The sequence below is a fragment of the Bacillus sp. 5mfcol3.1 genome (genome assembly GCF_900114335.1).
GTDB lineage: Bacteria > Bacillota > Bacilli > Bacillales > Bacillaceae_G > Bacillus_A > Bacillus_A thuringiensis_S.
The window spans coordinates 1,481,290-1,497,182 of record NZ_FOST01000002.1; the positions used below are offsets into that span (position 1 = coordinate 1,481,290).

A 15,893-nucleotide genomic window follows, 5' to 3' on the forward strand; every position below is an offset into this window, starting at 1 on the left:
ATGTAGAATTTTTGTTTTGGGGTAGTTTCTTTTCTTAGTGGGATAGGTATGGGGCAAAATAAAAAAAGAAAATAGGCTGGTATTGAATAGGTAATAGTTGATTTTAGAAAAAATATAAAAATCGAGTTGACATTCATCGCTACTTAGTCATACAATGTACTTGTAATAAGCAATACTGAGTAGTGTTGTTTCTCAAAATATTTTCAGTAGACAATAGGTAATAGCGGATTTTAGAAAAAATTTGAAAATCAGTTGACATCCATAACTACTTAGTCATACAATGTAGATGTAATAATTGATACTGAATAGTTCGGATTCACAAAACTGTTCAGTAAAAAATTCGCCTTAGTACTCTGTGATACTGAATATAAGTCAGACAGAATAGGGGTAAAGGAGGATCAGGACATGGAAAATTTAACTGAAATGCTGAAAGGTTCACTGGAAGGGTGTGTACTGGAAATCATTAGTCGCCGTGAAACGTATGGCTATGAGATTACCCGCCACCTGAATGATCTTGGGTTTACCGAAGTTGTGGAAGGTACGGTGTATACCATCCTCGTACGATTAGAGAAGAAAAAGCTTGTGAATATTGAAAAGAAACCATCAGATATGGGACCGCCTCGTAAGTTTTATTCATTAAATGAAGAAGGCCGCCAGGAGCTTGAATTGTTTTGGAAAAAATGGGATTTTGTATCGTCAAAAATTAACGTCTTGAAGTCAAAATAGGTTCATAAGATAAAATGTTCCGGCCGATATTTTGAGAATTTCTTGTTCGGTTTTATAAAAAAGGAGGAAAATAAGATGTTAGAAATGTTCAAAAAGTTAATTGGTGATAAAAAAGAGTACAAAATGATGATGGCACGAGTTGAGGCTCTGCCAGAGGACTACCAATTTGTATTTAAGAAAATTCAAAACTACATGTGGAATTTTTCAGCGGGTAACGGGATGGATATGTTACACATACAGTATGAATTAATCGATTTGTTCGAAGCGGGTGCAGCGGAAGGAAGACAAGTGCTTGACATTACTGGGGATGACGTGGCTTCCTTTGCTGACGAACTAGTGGCAAATGCTAAAACTTACGTCTCCAAGTATCGTGAAGATTTGAATGAAAGTATTATGAAGAAATTGAGAAAAAAATAAATGGAATAAGTAGTACCGACTGATTAGCTGGTTACACATATGAATTGCCATCATAGCTATTCAGTTATATTTTTAACTTGGTACTAAGTAATACAGAATATCAGTGATACTAAATAGATAGAGGTAAATAAATAGTCTTCGCAAAACATTTTTATAGGGAGGAAAAAAGTATGAGTCATGCAGCGATTTCTGTAAAAGGCTTGAAAAAATCCTTTAAAGACAAGGAAGTTTTAAAAGGGGTAGATTTTGAGGTGCAGCGTGGAGAAATTTTCGCGCTGCTAGGCTCAAATGGAGCTGGAAAGACGACAACGGTTAACATCCTTTCGACGCTAATGAAGCAAGATAGCGGTGAAGTAAGTATTTGCGGATTTGATGTACAGCGTCAACCAGACCATGTTCGTCAAAGTATCAGTTTGACAGGGCAGTTCGCAGCTTTAGACGGTATGCTGACAGGGAGGGAAAACTTGATAATGATCGCCAAATTACGTGGTGTTTCCAATCCCGCTCAAGTTGCTGACAATCTACTTGCAAGATTTAGCCTGACTGATGCGGCAAACCAAAGGGCAGATCAGTATTCAGGCGGGATGAAGCGCCGGCTTGATATCGCGATGAGTTTGATTGGGGCGCCAGCAGTTATTTTTCTTGACGAACCAACGACTGGACTTGATCCTGAAGCGCGAATCGAAGTGTGGGATACAGTCAAGGAACTTGCTGGTAGCGGTACAACTATTTTGCTTACGACTCAGTACTTGGAGGAAGCAGAACAACTGGCAGACCGTATCGCTATTTTGCATGGTGGAAAAATTATTACGACAGGTACTCTTGCTGAACTAAAAGAGATGTTCCCGCCAGCAAAAGTGGAGTATATCGAGAAGCAACCGACATTGGAAGAAATATTCCTTGCGATCATTGGCAAAAAGGAGGAGATGTAAATGAAAAGTAAAACAGGTGTATTACTAGGTCGTTTAATGCGTAACATTATGCGCAGTCCGGATACAATTATTACAGTAGCGATTACACCGATTATGATGATGCTATTATTTGTCTACGTGTTTGGCGGCGCAATAAAAACTGGAACGGAAAACTACGTTAATTATTTATTGCCGGGAATTTTGCTAATGGCTATCGCATCCGGTGTAGCTTACACTTCCGTGCGACTCTTTACGGATGTAAAGAGTGGGCTGATGGCACGTTTCATTACGATGCCTATTAAGCGCTCATCGATATTGTGGGCTCACGTTCTAACCTCTCTGGTTGCTAATGTACTTACTATCGTGGTGGTTATTCTTGTTGCACTCTTAATGGGTTTCCGTTCCAGTGCTAATATTCTAGATTGGCTCGCGGTAGCTGGAATACTTGGGATGTTTACGCTGGCGCTAACATGGCTAGCTATCATTCCAGGATTGAAAGCGAGGTCTATGGAAGGGGCGACTGCTTACTCGTACCCGCTAGTTTTTCTTCCATTTATTAGTTCGGCCTTTGTGCCTACCGAAACGATGCCAAAAATTGTTCGTGTGTTTGCAGAGAATCAGCCTGTAACTTCAATCGTGAATGCGATTCGTGCTCTTTTATATGAAGGAACTGTTGGAAACGATATTTGAATTGCGCTCGCTTGGTGCGTAGGTATAATGGTCATCTCTTACTTTTTCGCCAGTAAAGCATTTAAACGTCAGTTAGGGTAAGAAACGTGATAAACGAAACCTTCAGGAATAATATATATTTAGAAAAGCACGGGAGATTTTCCGTGCTTTTATTATTTATCATGCTCTCATTGTAGTAAATGAAATGGTATTTAAAAATAGGATAATTATCCAGTGATAAAGCTTAATATTTGAGGCTCACTGCTTATGGAATGTATAAGCACACTCGTTTTTGTAAATCTGCTAATACTTCATCGGGTATTTCTTTGATTTTAATATCCTTCCCTAGAAAAAGCAGCCAATTTATTATTTCCGTCACTTCATCGGGATTGTTAACATTGATAAAAGTTTTTAAAATGGCTGTGGATTGGTAAGGATTAGTATAAGATATTGAAATTTTTAAAGGATGGTATTTTTTGAACTGGGCAATTGCTGTCGGACCAAGTTCAAGTACAAGGTTAATTGCTTCAGCCTTCTTACTTAGTTTTTCTAAAATCTTTTTCTTATTGAGCCTTTTATTCGTCGTGTATGGTTCGATATTGATGAGATCATCGACAGGAAACATTAACTTCTTTTCTTCTTTTAAGTCAAATCCTTCAATAATCCAATGGCTTTTTTCTTGATAAAGGTGTAATAGATAAATTGGATAAGACTTAATTTCTTCATCTTTTTTAATGGTAATCAATAAATGGTTATCCAAAAGAAGGATTTGAATGAGTTTTTCTAACATAGGATGGGGGAGATCAGAAAGCTCAAGTAGATCGGGATTATGAGGATTAGTTCCTTGGAACAGCAAGAGTTGATTTAAAAGAACAAGGTCATCCTGCTGGGTTTCTGAGATGAGTCCTAGTAGTTTTTCGGCTAAAGATTGACGACTCTTTAGGTAGGGAAGTTGTTGATTCCTCGTAGCCATAAAGGCAATAAAAAGAGCTTTCACTTCATTATCAGTAAAGCGAACAACGGGCAGGATAGAATTATGCATAACAAAATATCCACCCGTTCTCCCAACTTCAGCGACCAGTGGCATTCCCATAGCTTCAATTTCTCTAATGTCTCTAATAGCTGTCGACCGTGATATGTTAAATTCTTGTATAATTTCAGAAATTGTAAAGTGAGAGCGGTTGTTGATATACCGCATAATTGTATTAATCCGTTCAACTTTTTTCATTTTGGTCTCCTAAACAGTATCATTTTTTGACATGGTTTAAAGGTATTATAAACGTATCAGATGAAAAGATAAATCGTTTGATTAATAAAAAAAGAGGCAGGTTTTGAATATGAAAAATTATACTATAGAAGAAAAAGATAGCTTTATTGTGTTAGGTATTGGAACTGAAATTAAGAGTGAATACACAAACTTTGCTGGAATAAATAAAGAAAAGGAAGACTTTTGGTCGGCTGTTAAAGAAGATGGAAGGCTGGACACTTTAAAAGCTTTAGCTACAAATGAATACATTTTTTCCGTGAGCGAAGCGGTGAATAACAAAATGATGTATTATGCGGGTGTCATGACAGAAGCACAAATAGAAGAAGAATCTAGAGTGATTCAGTTTCCGAGGGGAGAATACTTAGTAGTGAAAGGGGAAGACAAAACGGCTAAAGAGCTAAGTAATAAGCTTACTGGCATCGCCTTCGGTCAAGCTTTACCAGAAGCAAAGGATTTTGCCTATGTTGGTGGACCGAATACAACGGTTGAGATGGGACAGAGAAATGGCCTAGTATTTGGTGAAATGTGGATTCCGGTTGTTAGGAAGTAAAGTGATAAAAGGTGCGAATATGGAAAGTAGAGGCTAACGATCTTGTATTGTTGGCCTTTTTGAAATGAATATAATATTCATATACTGCTACACAGTATGTTCTGATAAAATGGAATAAAAGGGAATTGTTGTAAGGTGGTGGCAGATTGAATAAAAAAAGATTATTTGAGCTATTCATAGTAACGTTTGTTTTTCTATTCCTTCATGTAAGTACATTTACTAATGAAAAATTTAACGATAAATTGGGATCTTTTACTTTCATTGTGCTACTTCTTATGCTTTCTATTTACACTGCATTTATAGAAAAGTATTTTGATGATATACAAAAGTGGATTCGAAATATTACATGTTGCTTTGCTTTATTCGTAGTGGTTTTAGTAGCTCTATGGATAGGTTATTTTTAGTCCTTACTTAAGAGAATGAGAAATATGTGATTACACTACATTCGATCCGATACTATTACTTAGCTGCATCGGTTTATATTAATTTTTTCTCTCCTCAATCATGATAAAATGTACAATAGGAAATTTTATGTAACATAAAGAAGGAAGGTTTATGGTGAGCCTGAGTACTTTGCTAGCTTTTGCGCTTGTTTCACTTAGTATGGTTTGTTCACCTGAGCCTATTTTGATTTATCTTATTTCTCATTCCATTACGTAGGGGCGTATGGCAGGATTTATTTTTTTATTGAGCATCATGCTTGAATTTGTAATTCATATAAATGAAGCAACTTTAGTATTCACTCAAAAATCCATTGTCTATGAAACAACTAGATTTGTAAACGGCTTTAATAGAAAGATGTCTATTGTATTTTTTGAGGCAAGATTAAATAGCTTTTTTGTTACTTTACAATAAAGTATACTTAATATCAGTAATTCATGTAATTAGGGGTGGTTTCTATATTTAGAGAAAATACAAAAAGGATACTTCTGTCATTAGTAACAAATCCAATACTAATAATTGTATATGGGATTTTTTGTTATGAGTTGGCCTTATACTGTAAGTACGGAAGAATGAATTATAATATTTACATTTTGTTATTATGTATAGTACTTTTTATATCCATAACTACATTTACTACAATACGGATGATAAAAAATAGAGAATATGAATCTAAAAAATTAACTAATTCAATAGCATGGAGATCCATTTCTATTATCATTATTGTTGCAATTACATCATTTTATGGGATGCAGATTTATAAAAGTGCAATAAATTACAATGGTAAATTGGCATGGTTTATAGAAAAGTTAAAACATGAAAGGTCAGTTAAACTTAAACATAATAATATATATAAGTCTGGAGTAGAAGGTATTTTTGAAGATATAAATAAAAAATATCCTTTGCCAAAGAAATTGTATATGGCAACTGATTTTGATCTTACATTTCATTCAGATGGAACAATCACAGCGTTTGATACATTTGTTTATGGGAAAAATGATGATGGGAAAGAAGAAACTTATTTAATCTCTTATAATAAGAAGAAGTCAGAAGATATTACTATAATACGAGACGGATACGCAAAGCCTGATTATAATGATGATAAATTAGTAGAACCTTTAATTGAAACGGTTAAGGCGATTCCAGTTAAGCAAACGGTTAGAAAATGGAATGAAAGTAAGTATGGGTTGATTTATTATGGAAAAAGAAATTGGGGATCCAATACAGAGGGAATTATTAATATTACTGAGGATGGTAAGGGGCAGAGTCTTAAAAAAGCAGCTTCTGATATCATTGGATATACTGTATCTATATTTGTCCCTGGAAAAGAGCAAGAGCTAGTCCCTGCTAGATATAATTTAATAAGTGACGCAAGTTGGAGTAAATCAAAGACGCCTCCAAAAGAAGATATGCTTAAAGAGAAGAAACAACAAGATTTAAAGAATGAAAAAGAACAGTTTTTCCTATCGAAAGAAGTTGGTTATAAACTAAATATGACAGATAAAGCATTAGGGAGCGCCTTTTATTCATTAAGCAAGACTAGTGATGAAGGGAAAACATGGGAGGTTATCAATCCAGATCCATTTAATGGGGGGATTGGTAGTGTATCAGGAATCACTTTTATAAATGATAAACTTGGGTTTTTAGGAGCAATTAGGCCTTCTGGTAATGAAGGAGAGTTATATCGCACAGATGATGGGGGAGTATCTTTCAAAAAGGTAGAATATCCGCCGCATGAAGTGAAATTAGATCATACACAGTCCACAATAAGTCCTTTTGATTCACCTAGTATGCCATATGAGAAAGATGGGGTTTTTAATATGTTAGTGGGACAAGGGGCAGATGGAGACTACAATGGCGATAGTAGTGCACTTTATCAATCAAAAGATAACGGAGAGACATGGGAATTTGTAGAAGAAGTGAAAAAGAAATAATCAGAATTTTTTGGGGGAAATAAGGTAACTACTCAGCTATACATTTTATTTAGAAGTTTGGTAAGGGGTATAATTCCAGCCATGAAGATAAAAATGGACCTATACCTCGCTGCCTTTCTTTGTTTTATTTCTTATGCTTACTATCAACGCTATATATAGAAAGGTATTTTGGGGATATACAAAAGTGGATTCGAAATATCACATGTTGTTTAGCTTTATTTGTAGTGGTTTTAGTAGCTCTATGGATAGGGTACTCTTAGATCCTTACTTAAGAGAATGAGAAGTATGTGATTACAATACATTCGATCCGATACTATTACTTAGCTGCATCGGTTTATATTAATCTTTTCTCTCCTCAATCATTATAAAATGTACAATAGGAAATTTTATGTAACATAAAGGGGGAAGGTTTATGGTCAGCTTGAGTACATTGGTAGCTTTTGCAATTGTTTCGCTTAGCATGGTTTGTTCACCTGGGCCTAATATGATTTACCTCATTTCCCGTTCCATTACGCAAGGACGTATGGCGGGATTTATTTCTTTATTGGGCATCATGCTCGGATTTGTAATCTATATAATCGCAACTATGTTTGGACTTACAGTTCTATTCGTTGCTGTTCCCGCTGTATATGAAGCGGTAAAGTGGGCAGGTGCTGCTTACTTGCTCTGGCTCGCCTGGAATTCGATTAAACCGGGTGCTACATCTATTATGGAACCTCGTATGATTTCTAATGAGCCACCAAGGAAATTATTTCTGATGGGACTCATGACGAATCTTCTGAATCCAAAGATTGCTATTTTGTATGTATCACTTCTACCTCAATTTGAAGATCCAGAGAAGGGGTCTTTGCTTTTTCAAGGTGCAGTTTTGGGGCTTACGCAAATCACTGTTAGCTTTATAGTTAACCTTGTAATTGTATGTACAGCAAGTAAAATTGCAAAATGGTTTGGCACACGCCCGACGTGGCTACGAGTACAGCGTTGGCTTATGGCAAGTGTTTTAACGGGGCTTGCTGTACGTCTTGCTTTTGAACGTCGACAGTAAGAGCCTCTTTACCGTCAGTTTCTATAATATAACCTAATAAATATTAATATAATTTATGTATAGTAGATATTTACCTTATAAAATAAGGGGGGAATATTATGACTGAGACAAACGAATCTTCAGGAGTTAATTTGAAAAAAGATGTGAAGTTTTCTATTATAATTCCTGCGCATAATGAAGAAAAGTACATTAGAAAATGTTTAGATTCAATTGCAAAGGCATCAGAGGCATATAAAGAGCAAACGGAAGTTATAGTTGTTTTAAATCGTTGTACAGATAAAACAGAGGAAATAGCAAAATCTTATAATTGTGTTACATTGAAAAATAACGATAAAAACTTATCTAAAATTCGAAATGCAGGGGCTAAAATAGCTAGTGGAGAAATAATCGTTACTATAGACGCTGATACCATAATGACAGAGTCTATGTTGTTTAATGTAGATAAATATTTAGCTTCAGGTACATACATTGGTGGTGGGGTGAATGGTAAGTTTGAAAGAATATCTTTAGGAATATTTCTCTCCGCAATGTTAATCATAATCCCCTTACTTTTTAAGTACGGAGCTATATCTGTAGGGATTTTTTGGTGCTATAGAAAAGACTTTATGGCAATCAACGGATTTAATGAAAACATGCTTATGGCAGAAGATGCAGATTTCGCTAAACGTTTAAAAGAGTGGGGAAAGAAAAATAATAAGAAATTCGGTACTATTAAAAATGGAATGATAACTTCATGCAGAAGATTTGATACATATGGAGACTGGACTTTACTTAAAAATCCAAAAGTAATTTTAGCTTATCTAAAAGGAAATGATAGAAAATACGCAGATAAGACATATTATGATAACCAAGAAAGATGAAAATGGAGAAAATCGGCAGAGGATAGCTAGTACTTTTTTAGATATAATGAGAATCCAACTTAATTTAATAGATATTATAAGAAAACCATCAATTTGATTATCTTTTTTCAAATTGATGGTTTTTATTTTTGAAATAAATATGTATTTTTTTATGAAAATATTTTTTGACCCCCATAAAACTATGTATTCCTCCGAATATGTATAGTGAAGAAAATAAATAGAAGAAAAATGACTATGAAAGAATATAGAAGCATTAATAAAATTACTAGATTAAGTGGGCATCCAAAACGGAAGGATGAAATTACCAATTATATAAAGAAGAGTTATTCAAGGATTGCAGATAAAATAGAAAAAGAATAAGCAAAACGAACGATAGAAAATAAGAAAGTAGATAAAAATACAAACTTAACTGTAGTGCCGAGAGAAAAGGAAAAATCATTAAGAAAACGTTAGACTCTAAAAATATAACTAACAGCAAGAAAACAAGACCGAAGAAAAGTACCAAGAAAATCTGGTTAAATGGTCACTTGTGTAGTGGCCATTTTGCTATTTGAAGGAGGCTGGGAGATTACAAGTGTTGAGTTTAGTAATGAAGATCTTAAGAAAACCGAAAATAGAAGATATCGTATGTAACATACAAAACAACGAAGAAGATAAAGAAGCGTTTATCGTACAGTATCAGCCTTTTATTAGAAAATCAATCTCATCTGTCTGCCGCCGATATATTACAGAACAGGATGATGAATATAGCATTGGATTGTTTGCATTTAACGAAGCAATTGAACAGTATTCATATACAAAAGGAAAATCCTTTTTAGCGTTTGCTGATCTTCTTATAAAAAGAGATGTAATTGACTATATACGTAAGGAGTCTAAACATAACTTTGTCTTTTTAAAAGAAGATGAGCAAGAGGAAATGTTAGAAATGCAAGTGTCGCTTACAGAGTATATGAAAGAGATGGAAAATAGTAACCGTAAGGAGGAAATTCTTCATTTTCAAAGTGTGCTAGCTGAGTTTAAAATCACATTCTCAGAGCTTGCTAAAGAATCTCCTAAGCATCGTGATACGCGTGAGCACTTAATAGAAATTGTAAAAGTTATTATAAAAGAAGAGGAAATGATGGAAGAGCTGTTCCGAAAGAAAAAGTTACCGCTTAAACATATTGAACCGCGTGTTAGGGTAAGTCGTAAAACGTTGGAACGACATAGAAAATACATTATTGCAATGTGTATTATTTTTGCAAACAACTATACATATATTCTGGATTACATAAGAGGGGAAAAGCATGATGAATAAAGGAATTGTGATGGATATAAAAAAGCATAGCGTAGTTGTTTTAACACCAAATGGAGAGTTTATTACGTGTAAAAGAAAAGGGGATTCTTGCATAATCGGGGAGGAAATCTCGTTTGATGAGCAAGAACAAAAAGCATCGCATTTTTCGATTCCTTCCTTTTTAAAGCCTGCATCAATACTTGTTGCTTGTTTTCTATTTGCAGTGCTGTTTTTCTACAACCAACCAGAAGAAAAAGTATTTGCTTATGTCTCAGTTGATATAAATCCAAGTTTAGAGGTGAGCGTAACAAAGGATTTTCGTGTTATAGATTTGCAGGCTTGTAATGATGATGGAAGGCGTATTTTAAAAGAATTGAAGCAATGGGAAAATAAACAATTACAAGAAGTAATACGTACTATTATAAAGCAAAGTCAAGAGGATAAGTATTTAACGAATGATAAGCAAGTTATGCTAACAGCAGTTGCAAAGGACAAGGCGCTAGAACCACAGTTAGAAAAGGCAATGAAAGAATTGAAGAAAGAATATGAGTTAAAACATATTACAGTTGAATATCAAAGTAGCACGATGCAAGTACGAGAGAATGCTAGAAAAGCTGGAATTGGCACAGGTGTCTATATAAAGCAAGAGAATGAGAAAAACAAATCGCTTACGCCTCCTGCCACGCCGCCTAATCAGGTGGAAAATGAAGAAGAGGTGCAATCACAGCCGGAGTCATCTCCTGATGCATCAATGGATTTATCTCCTGTAGACGAAAAAAAATATGAAAAGCAAGAGCAGAAAGAACAAAAGAAAACAGAGGAACAGTCATCGAAGCAAATAAAAGAAAACAATGGAAGAGGATCTCAGCAAGAAAATAGAGGGAATCAACAGGAGAATAAAAGTAGAGAAGCTCAACAAGGAAATAATGGGAATCAGCAAGGGAACAACGGAAGAGGATCACAACAAGGGAATAATGGAAATGGGCAAGGAAGCAACGGAAGAGGATCACAACAAGGGAATAATGGAAATGGGCAAGGGAACAACGGAAGAGGATCACAACAAGGGAATAATGGAAATGGGCAAGGGAACAACGGAAGAGGATCACAACAAGGAAATAATGGAAATGGGCAAGGGAACAACGGAAGAGGATCACAACAAGGAAATAATGGAAATGGACAAGGGAACAACGGAAGAGAATCACAACAAGGAAATAATGGGAACGAGCAAGGAAACAACGGAAGAGGGTCTCAACAAGGGAATAATGGAAATGGGCAAGGGAACAATGGAAGAGGATCCCAGAAAGAAAATGACGGAAACGAGCAAGGGAACAATGGTAGGGGGTCTCAACAAGAAAATAGAGGCCACCAGCAAGGGAATGAAAAGAAGAATCAATAGAATATGGAAGTGAGAGATTCATTTCAAAGCTAAAAGGATTTCTCTCGCTATTGTGGGAGTTGGGCTGATAATCCGTGGGGGATGAACAAAGCCCTCACGGATTAAAGTTGCACTTTATTATTCTATAGTTCTATTAAGAAGGAGTATGTGAAAAATATAATGGAGAAAAACATTCAACAAGAGAAAGATAAAGAAAAACCTGTTTTTTATGATCCGAAAGGAAGGAGAAACATAGCCTTTATTTGGTTTCTATGTATCTCAATAGTTAGTGTAGGTGTTGTATTTTATTTTTTCTTTCAAAGTATTTTTTCAACACCAGAAATTCCAAATATGAATACCGCTGTACAACAAGATACTAAACTTGTACCAATTAATCAAAAACTTAGTGATCAGCAGTTAAAGAAGGAAGAATTTAACCTAAATACCGAAACGAAGGATAATAAAAATTTGGTGAATCCGCCGAAGGATAGTAAACATCCTAAAGAAGTGTATGGTTTTTATGTAAACTGGGATGAAAATAGTACCGCTTCTCTAAAAGAAAATATCGATTCATTAACTACGTTAGTACCAGAGTGGTATCATTTAAAAGCAGATTTAACGATTAGAAGTGAGATAAAACCTGAGATAGTAAAGTTGGCAGAAAAGAATCAAGTGAAGATTATGCCTTTGCTTACTAACTATACTGAGGAAGCTTCTGGTCCTGATAGTGGGCTAATTCATAAGTTACTGAATTCCTCAAATGATGTAAAGACAAAGTTTATTAATGATTTAGTAAGCCAAGTTAAAAAGAATCATTTTTCAGGAATCAATATTGACTTTGAGGCCGTACCTGAAAGTGATAGAGAAAACTTAACAAATTTTATGAAAGAACTTACTACGAAATTTCATGAACATGATTTGCTCGTTACACAAGATGTTCCAGCTAATGATAAGGCTTTTGATTATAGTGCGTTAGCAAAAATAATAGATCGAATGATTGTAATGATGTACGATGAGCACTATGGAGCCGGGGAACCAGGACCAATTGCTTCAAATAAATGGTTCCAACATACATTGAAAGAACTGAATATTCCGTCTAATAAGCTTATAGTTGCTTTCGGTAACTATGGATATGATTGGCAAGTAAATAGTAAAGAAGCTGCGAAGTCTTTAACTTTCTCAGAAATTATGGCAATGGCTCATGATTCAAATATGAAAATTCAATGGGATAAAATGAGTGGAAACCCTTATTTTAGGTATAAAACAGAAGGGAAAGAACATACTGCTTGGTTCTTAGACGGTGTAACTCTTTATAATCAAGTGAAAATCGCAATGGACAATAATGCAAAGGGATTTGCGTTATGGAGACTAGGAGCAGAAGACCCTACAATATGGAAAGTTTTAAAAAATCCGATTGAGGCACAAAAAAATCCTAATGTATTACATAAAATCAATAGTTTAGATGAAGTAAATTATTCTGGACAAGGTGAAATTTTACAGATTGAGAATGAAAGAAAAAATGGATTGAGAGATTTTAAAGTAGGCAAAGATGGTTACCTTACAGATGAAGTATATCAATCCTTACCATCTGCATATGAAGTGCAACGATATGGAAAACCAAATGGGAAACAAGTAGTATTAACATTTGATGATGGACCAGACCCGAAATATACGCCAGAAATTTTAGATATATTAAAAGAGAATCAAATAAAAGCTGCTTTTTTTGTACTTGGTGAAAACGCACAACTAAATACTAGTATTGTAAAAAAAATATACGATGAAGGGCATGAAATTGGCAATCATACTTTCAAGCATCCTAACATAGCTGATACGTCTTTACTACGAACGAAAGTAGAACTTAATACGACGCAACGTTTAATTCAGGAAGTAACTGGACATTCTACGGTTTTATTTAGACCGCCATATGAAGCGGATGCTAACCCGGATTCATCAAATGAAATATTGCCTATTTTACGTGCACAAAATATGAACTATACAATGGTAGCGGAAAAGGTTGATCCCGAAGACTGGGCAACACCATCAACAAATGAATTAGTAAAGCGTGCTCTTAATCCCATTTATAAGGGAGAGGGAAATATTATTCTTCTCCATGATGCGGGAGGGAATCGTACACATACAGTAGAGGCGCTCCCAATCATTATTAAAGACCTAAAAAAGCATGGATATAGTTTTGTAACAATTTCAGATTTAATGAATAAAGAACGAGATGAAATTATGCCTCCTGTTTCTTCTGAGGGGAAGCAATATTTACTTTACAATAAAGCTGTCTTTTCAGGAGCTGGATATTTTAAGCATATATTAACAACTATTTTTTATATTGCTATTGGATTAGGGATTTTTCGATTTTTATTCTTAATTTATTTTGCATGGAAGCAGAAAAGACAGACGTTATCTCGCTATATTAATTCGTCTTATCAACCTTTTGTTAGTGTTGTCATAGCGGCATATAATGAAGAAAAGGTGATAGCCAAGACGATTCACTCAATTTTGGATAGTAATTATAGAGAATTTGAAGTTATTGTTGTGGATGACGGATCGACAGATGGTACGTCAAAAGTAATGAAAGAAACATTTTATAAACACCCTAAAGTTCGTTTCATTCAGAAAGAAAACGGCGGGAAATCATCGGCAATGAACCTAGGGTTTCAACAATCGCGAGGAGAAATCATTGTCACTTTAGATGCGGATACTATTATTGCGCAAGACGCTATTTCTTTAATGGTTAGACACTTTGAAGATCAGAATGTAGCTGCAGTTTCAGGTAATGTCAAAGTGGGGAATAGACGGAATTTGTTAACTACTTGGCAACATGTTGAGTATATTACAGGGTTTAATTTAGAACGTAGAGCTTTTGATGAGTTAAATTGTATTACAGTCGTTCCAGGAGCTATTGGGGCGTGGCGCAAGAAGAATGTAGTTGAATCTGGATATTTAAGCGAAGATACATTAGCAGAAGATACCGATCTTACTATTACATTTTTACGTCAAGGGCATAGAATTGTATATGAAGAAAAAGCGCATGCTTTTACGGAATCACCTGAGGATGTGAAAAGTCTCATTAAACAGCGATATCGTTGGTCATATGGTACACTTCAATGTCTTTGGAAACATCGAAAAGCGTTGTGTAATTCAAAACATAAAACATTAGGATTTATTGCACTTCCTAATATGTGGTTATTTCAATATGTTTTGCAATTCATTGCTCCTTTTGCAGATATATTAATGATTATAGGACTATTTAGTAGTAATCCGCTAAAAGTTTTAGGATTTTATTTTGTATTCTTTTTAATGGATCTTCTCGCTTCTCTGTTCGCATTTAAATTAGAGGAAGAAAATCCGAAACCATTAGTATGGTTAATTTTACAACGTTTTATTTATCGTCAATTTATGACTTATGTTGTCATTAAATCTATATTCTCATCGCTTCGAGGAGTAGCGGTAGGGTGGAATAAACTAAAGAGACTGGGGAGTGTTAAACATTCCACGGAACATAAGGAGGCATCATAAAAGAGCAGACTATCTGCTCTTTTTTTCATTGGTTTTAGTTAGTTGAATGTAGAGTTGTAGTATAAAACTGCTGCTTCTATAATGAGATTCCTATTCATCATTAATGGGGAGACATTATGTTAAGCTAATCCTTTAGTTTCGGATTAAAGTTTTTTTATATTTTTTTAAAATGACGGACACAAAAACGCATATACCTCCGAATTATATATATGGATAACATAAATATGTATATAAAAGGGGAGAAATAAGATGAAAGAAAAAAAAGAAATGTTTCAAGAAATCGCTGAGGTGTTAAAGGTATTGGCGCATCCAGTTCGTCTATCTTTAGTAAAAATAATGCTTGCAAAAGGTCCTACTAATGTAACAACAATGTATGGGGATTTACAAATGCCTCAAAGTACAATTAGTCAACATTTATCTAAACTAAAAGCTGCTAAAATGGTTACAGGTACTCGGAAAGGATTAGAAATTTATTATGAAGTAACTGACAATCGCACAAAATCAATATTAGCATGTTTAGTTTAAATGATGATTTCTATTTCAAAATAAAAAGCGCTATTCTTTTCTATGATTTTAAAGAGAGAATAGCGTTTTTTATTTTTAAGGAGTATCTTTTTATATGCCTATAGAATGGAGTGAAAGGTTTATGGGTTTAAATGTACCTACTATTACCTTAGGTTCTAATGCGTCTAATAATGAAAAAATTCTCGGTTTAGGGGTGCTTCTTTATAGCTTACGTACAATTGAGATTAGAAAAAGTAGAGCAAGCGTTTAATGAGGCGGAAGTAGTGTTTATATGCGAAACTTTATAGAAATCTCATTTTTCTAATTGTATCTTTTTAGATTGATGGATGTGGGGTCACGTCCATCAATCTAAGAAAACAAGTTAGCTAA

Annotated in this window: 14 protein-coding genes and 3 pseudogenes; 16 read left to right on the forward strand and 1 reads right to left on the reverse strand. The window is 34.7% G+C overall.

All coding sequences use genetic code 11. The features are described 5' to 3' along the window. The first annotated feature begins 405 nt into the window (after window positions 1–405). The 4 genes and pseudogenes from BM089_RS17035 (at window position 406) to BM089_RS17050 (ending at window position 2,825) form a co-directional block, all read left to right on the forward strand. Entirely contained in the window at window positions 406–726 is a 321-nt protein-coding gene (locus tag BM089_RS17035) for a PadR family transcriptional regulator (RefSeq protein WP_000429488.1), read from the forward strand. A gap of 75 nt (window positions 727–801) precedes the next feature. Then, a complete protein-coding gene (locus BM089_RS17040; protein ID WP_000891986.1) occupies window positions 802–1,143 on the forward strand; it encodes a DUF1048 domain-containing protein in 342 nt (113 codons plus the stop codon). A gap of 170 nt (window positions 1,144–1,313) precedes the next feature. Then, the gene (locus tag BM089_RS17045; protein ID WP_000017471.1) at window positions 1,314–2,075 is read left to right on the forward strand and encodes an ABC transporter ATP-binding protein; all 762 of its coding nucleotides are present in this window, start codon (window positions 1,314–1,316) and stop codon (window positions 2,073–2,075) included. Beyond that, window positions 2,076–2,825 (forward strand): annotated as a pseudogene (locus tag BM089_RS17050) (ABC transporter permease). It abuts the gene before it with no gap. Between the two features lie 163 nt (window positions 2,826–2,988). Here the strand turns inward: BM089_RS17050 and BM089_RS17055 are convergent. Further along, complete coding sequence (locus tag BM089_RS17055; RefSeq protein ID WP_075718042.1) at window positions 2,989–3,951, reverse strand: helix-turn-helix transcriptional regulator; 963 nt, start codon at window positions 3,949–3,951, stop codon at window positions 2,989–2,991. A 109-nt stretch (window positions 3,952–4,060) separates the two neighbouring features. Here BM089_RS17055 and BM089_RS17060 point away from each other — a divergent pair, with 109 nt between their 5' ends. The 12 genes and pseudogenes from BM089_RS17060 (at window position 4,061) to BM089_RS31120 (ending at window position 15,774) form a co-directional block, all read left to right on the forward strand. Next, window positions 4,061–4,540: a GyrI-like domain-containing protein gene (locus BM089_RS17060; RefSeq protein ID WP_000801052.1), complete on the forward strand. Its 480-nt coding sequence runs from the start codon at window positions 4,061–4,063 to the stop codon at window positions 4,538–4,540. A 146-nt stretch (window positions 4,541–4,686) separates the two neighbouring features. Next, window positions 4,687–4,944, forward strand: a complete 258-nt coding sequence (locus BM089_RS17065; RefSeq protein WP_001036208.1) for a DUF3963 domain-containing protein — start codon at window positions 4,687–4,689, stop codon at window positions 4,942–4,944. A 151-nt stretch (window positions 4,945–5,095) separates the two neighbouring features. Further along, window positions 5,096–5,260 (forward strand): annotated as a pseudogene (locus BM089_RS31540) (LysE family translocator); the annotation flags it as partial. A 170-nt stretch (window positions 5,261–5,430) separates the two neighbouring features. After that, complete coding sequence (locus BM089_RS17075; RefSeq protein WP_090977504.1) at window positions 5,431–6,915, forward strand: WD40/YVTN/BNR-like repeat-containing protein; 1,485 nt, start codon at window positions 5,431–5,433, stop codon at window positions 6,913–6,915. A gap of 128 nt (window positions 6,916–7,043) precedes the next feature. Then, window positions 7,044–7,175: pseudogene (locus tag BM089_RS17080) on the forward strand (DUF3963 domain-containing protein); the annotation flags it as partial. Between the two features lie 152 nt (window positions 7,176–7,327). After that, on the forward strand, window positions 7,328–7,960 hold the full coding sequence (locus BM089_RS17085) for a LysE family translocator (protein ID WP_023522590.1): 633 nt from the start codon (window positions 7,328–7,330) through the stop codon (window positions 7,958–7,960). 98 nt (window positions 7,961–8,058) lie between these two features. Next, window positions 8,059–8,820 carry a glycosyltransferase family 2 protein gene (locus tag BM089_RS17090; protein WP_000141007.1) on the forward strand — a complete coding sequence of 254 codons (762 nt, stop codon included), beginning with the start codon at window positions 8,059–8,061 and terminating at the stop codon, window positions 8,818–8,820. A 574-nt stretch (window positions 8,821–9,394) separates the two neighbouring features. Further along, complete coding sequence (sigI, locus tag BM089_RS17095) at window positions 9,395–10,117, forward strand: RNA polymerase sigma factor SigI (RefSeq protein ID WP_002094101.1); 723 nt, start codon at window positions 9,395–9,397, stop codon at window positions 10,115–10,117. Then, the gene (locus BM089_RS17100; RefSeq protein ID WP_090977506.1) at window positions 10,107–11,492 is read left to right on the forward strand and encodes an anti-sigma factor domain-containing protein; all 1,386 of its coding nucleotides are present in this window, start codon (window positions 10,107–10,109) and stop codon (window positions 11,490–11,492) included. Before sigI ends, BM089_RS17100 begins: the two co-directional genes overlap by 11 nt. Before the next feature lie 159 nt (window positions 11,493–11,651). Then, window positions 11,652–14,999, forward strand: a complete 3,348-nt coding sequence (locus BM089_RS17105; protein ID WP_090977508.1) for a trifunctional glycoside hydrolase family 18/polysaccharide deacetylase/glycosyltransferase family 2 protein — start codon at window positions 11,652–11,654, stop codon at window positions 14,997–14,999. A 249-nt stretch (window positions 15,000–15,248) separates the two neighbouring features. Continuing rightward, entirely contained in the window at window positions 15,249–15,524 is a 276-nt protein-coding gene (locus tag BM089_RS17110; RefSeq protein ID WP_000660066.1) for an ArsR/SmtB family transcription factor, read from the forward strand. Window positions 15,525–15,618: 94 nt separating this feature from the next. Then, complete coding sequence (locus tag BM089_RS31120; RefSeq protein ID WP_001121202.1) at window positions 15,619–15,774, forward strand: hypothetical protein; 156 nt, start codon at window positions 15,619–15,621, stop codon at window positions 15,772–15,774. Window positions 15,775–15,893 lie beyond the last annotated feature (119 nt).

What these genes read in the sequence shown, in the direction of transcription:
- BM089_RS17035 (WP_000429488.1), top strand. Translation starts at nt 406, where the DNA reads ATGGAAAATTTAACTGAAATGCTGAAAGGTTCACTGGAAGGGTGTGTA.
- BM089_RS17040 (WP_000891986.1), top strand. Translation starts at nt 802, where the DNA reads ATGTTAGAAATGTTCAAAAAGTTAATTGGTGATAAAAAAGAGTACAAA.
- BM089_RS17045 (WP_000017471.1), top strand. Translation starts at nt 1,314, where the DNA reads ATGAGTCATGCAGCGATTTCTGTAAAAGGCTTGAAAAAATCCTTTAAA.
- BM089_RS17055 (WP_075718042.1), bottom strand. Translation starts at nt 3,951, where the DNA reads ATGAAAAAAGTTGAACGGATTAATACAATTATGCGGTATATCAACAAC.
- BM089_RS17060 (WP_000801052.1), top strand. Translation starts at nt 4,061, where the DNA reads ATGAAAAATTATACTATAGAAGAAAAAGATAGCTTTATTGTGTTAGGT.
- BM089_RS17085 (WP_023522590.1), top strand. Translation starts at nt 7,328, where the DNA reads ATGGTCAGCTTGAGTACATTGGTAGCTTTTGCAATTGTTTCGCTTAGC.
- BM089_RS17090 (WP_000141007.1), top strand. Translation starts at nt 8,059, where the DNA reads ATGACTGAGACAAACGAATCTTCAGGAGTTAATTTGAAAAAAGATGTG.
- BM089_RS17100 (WP_090977506.1), top strand. Translation starts at nt 10,107, where the DNA reads ATGATGAATAAAGGAATTGTGATGGATATAAAAAAGCATAGCGTAGTT.
- BM089_RS17105 (WP_090977508.1), top strand. Translation starts at nt 11,652, where the DNA reads ATGGAGAAAAACATTCAACAAGAGAAAGATAAAGAAAAACCTGTTTTT.
- BM089_RS17110 (WP_000660066.1), top strand. Translation starts at nt 15,249, where the DNA reads ATGAAAGAAAAAAAAGAAATGTTTCAAGAAATCGCTGAGGTGTTAAAG.
- BM089_RS31120 (WP_001121202.1), top strand. Translation starts at nt 15,619, where the DNA reads ATGCCTATAGAATGGAGTGAAAGGTTTATGGGTTTAAATGTACCTACT.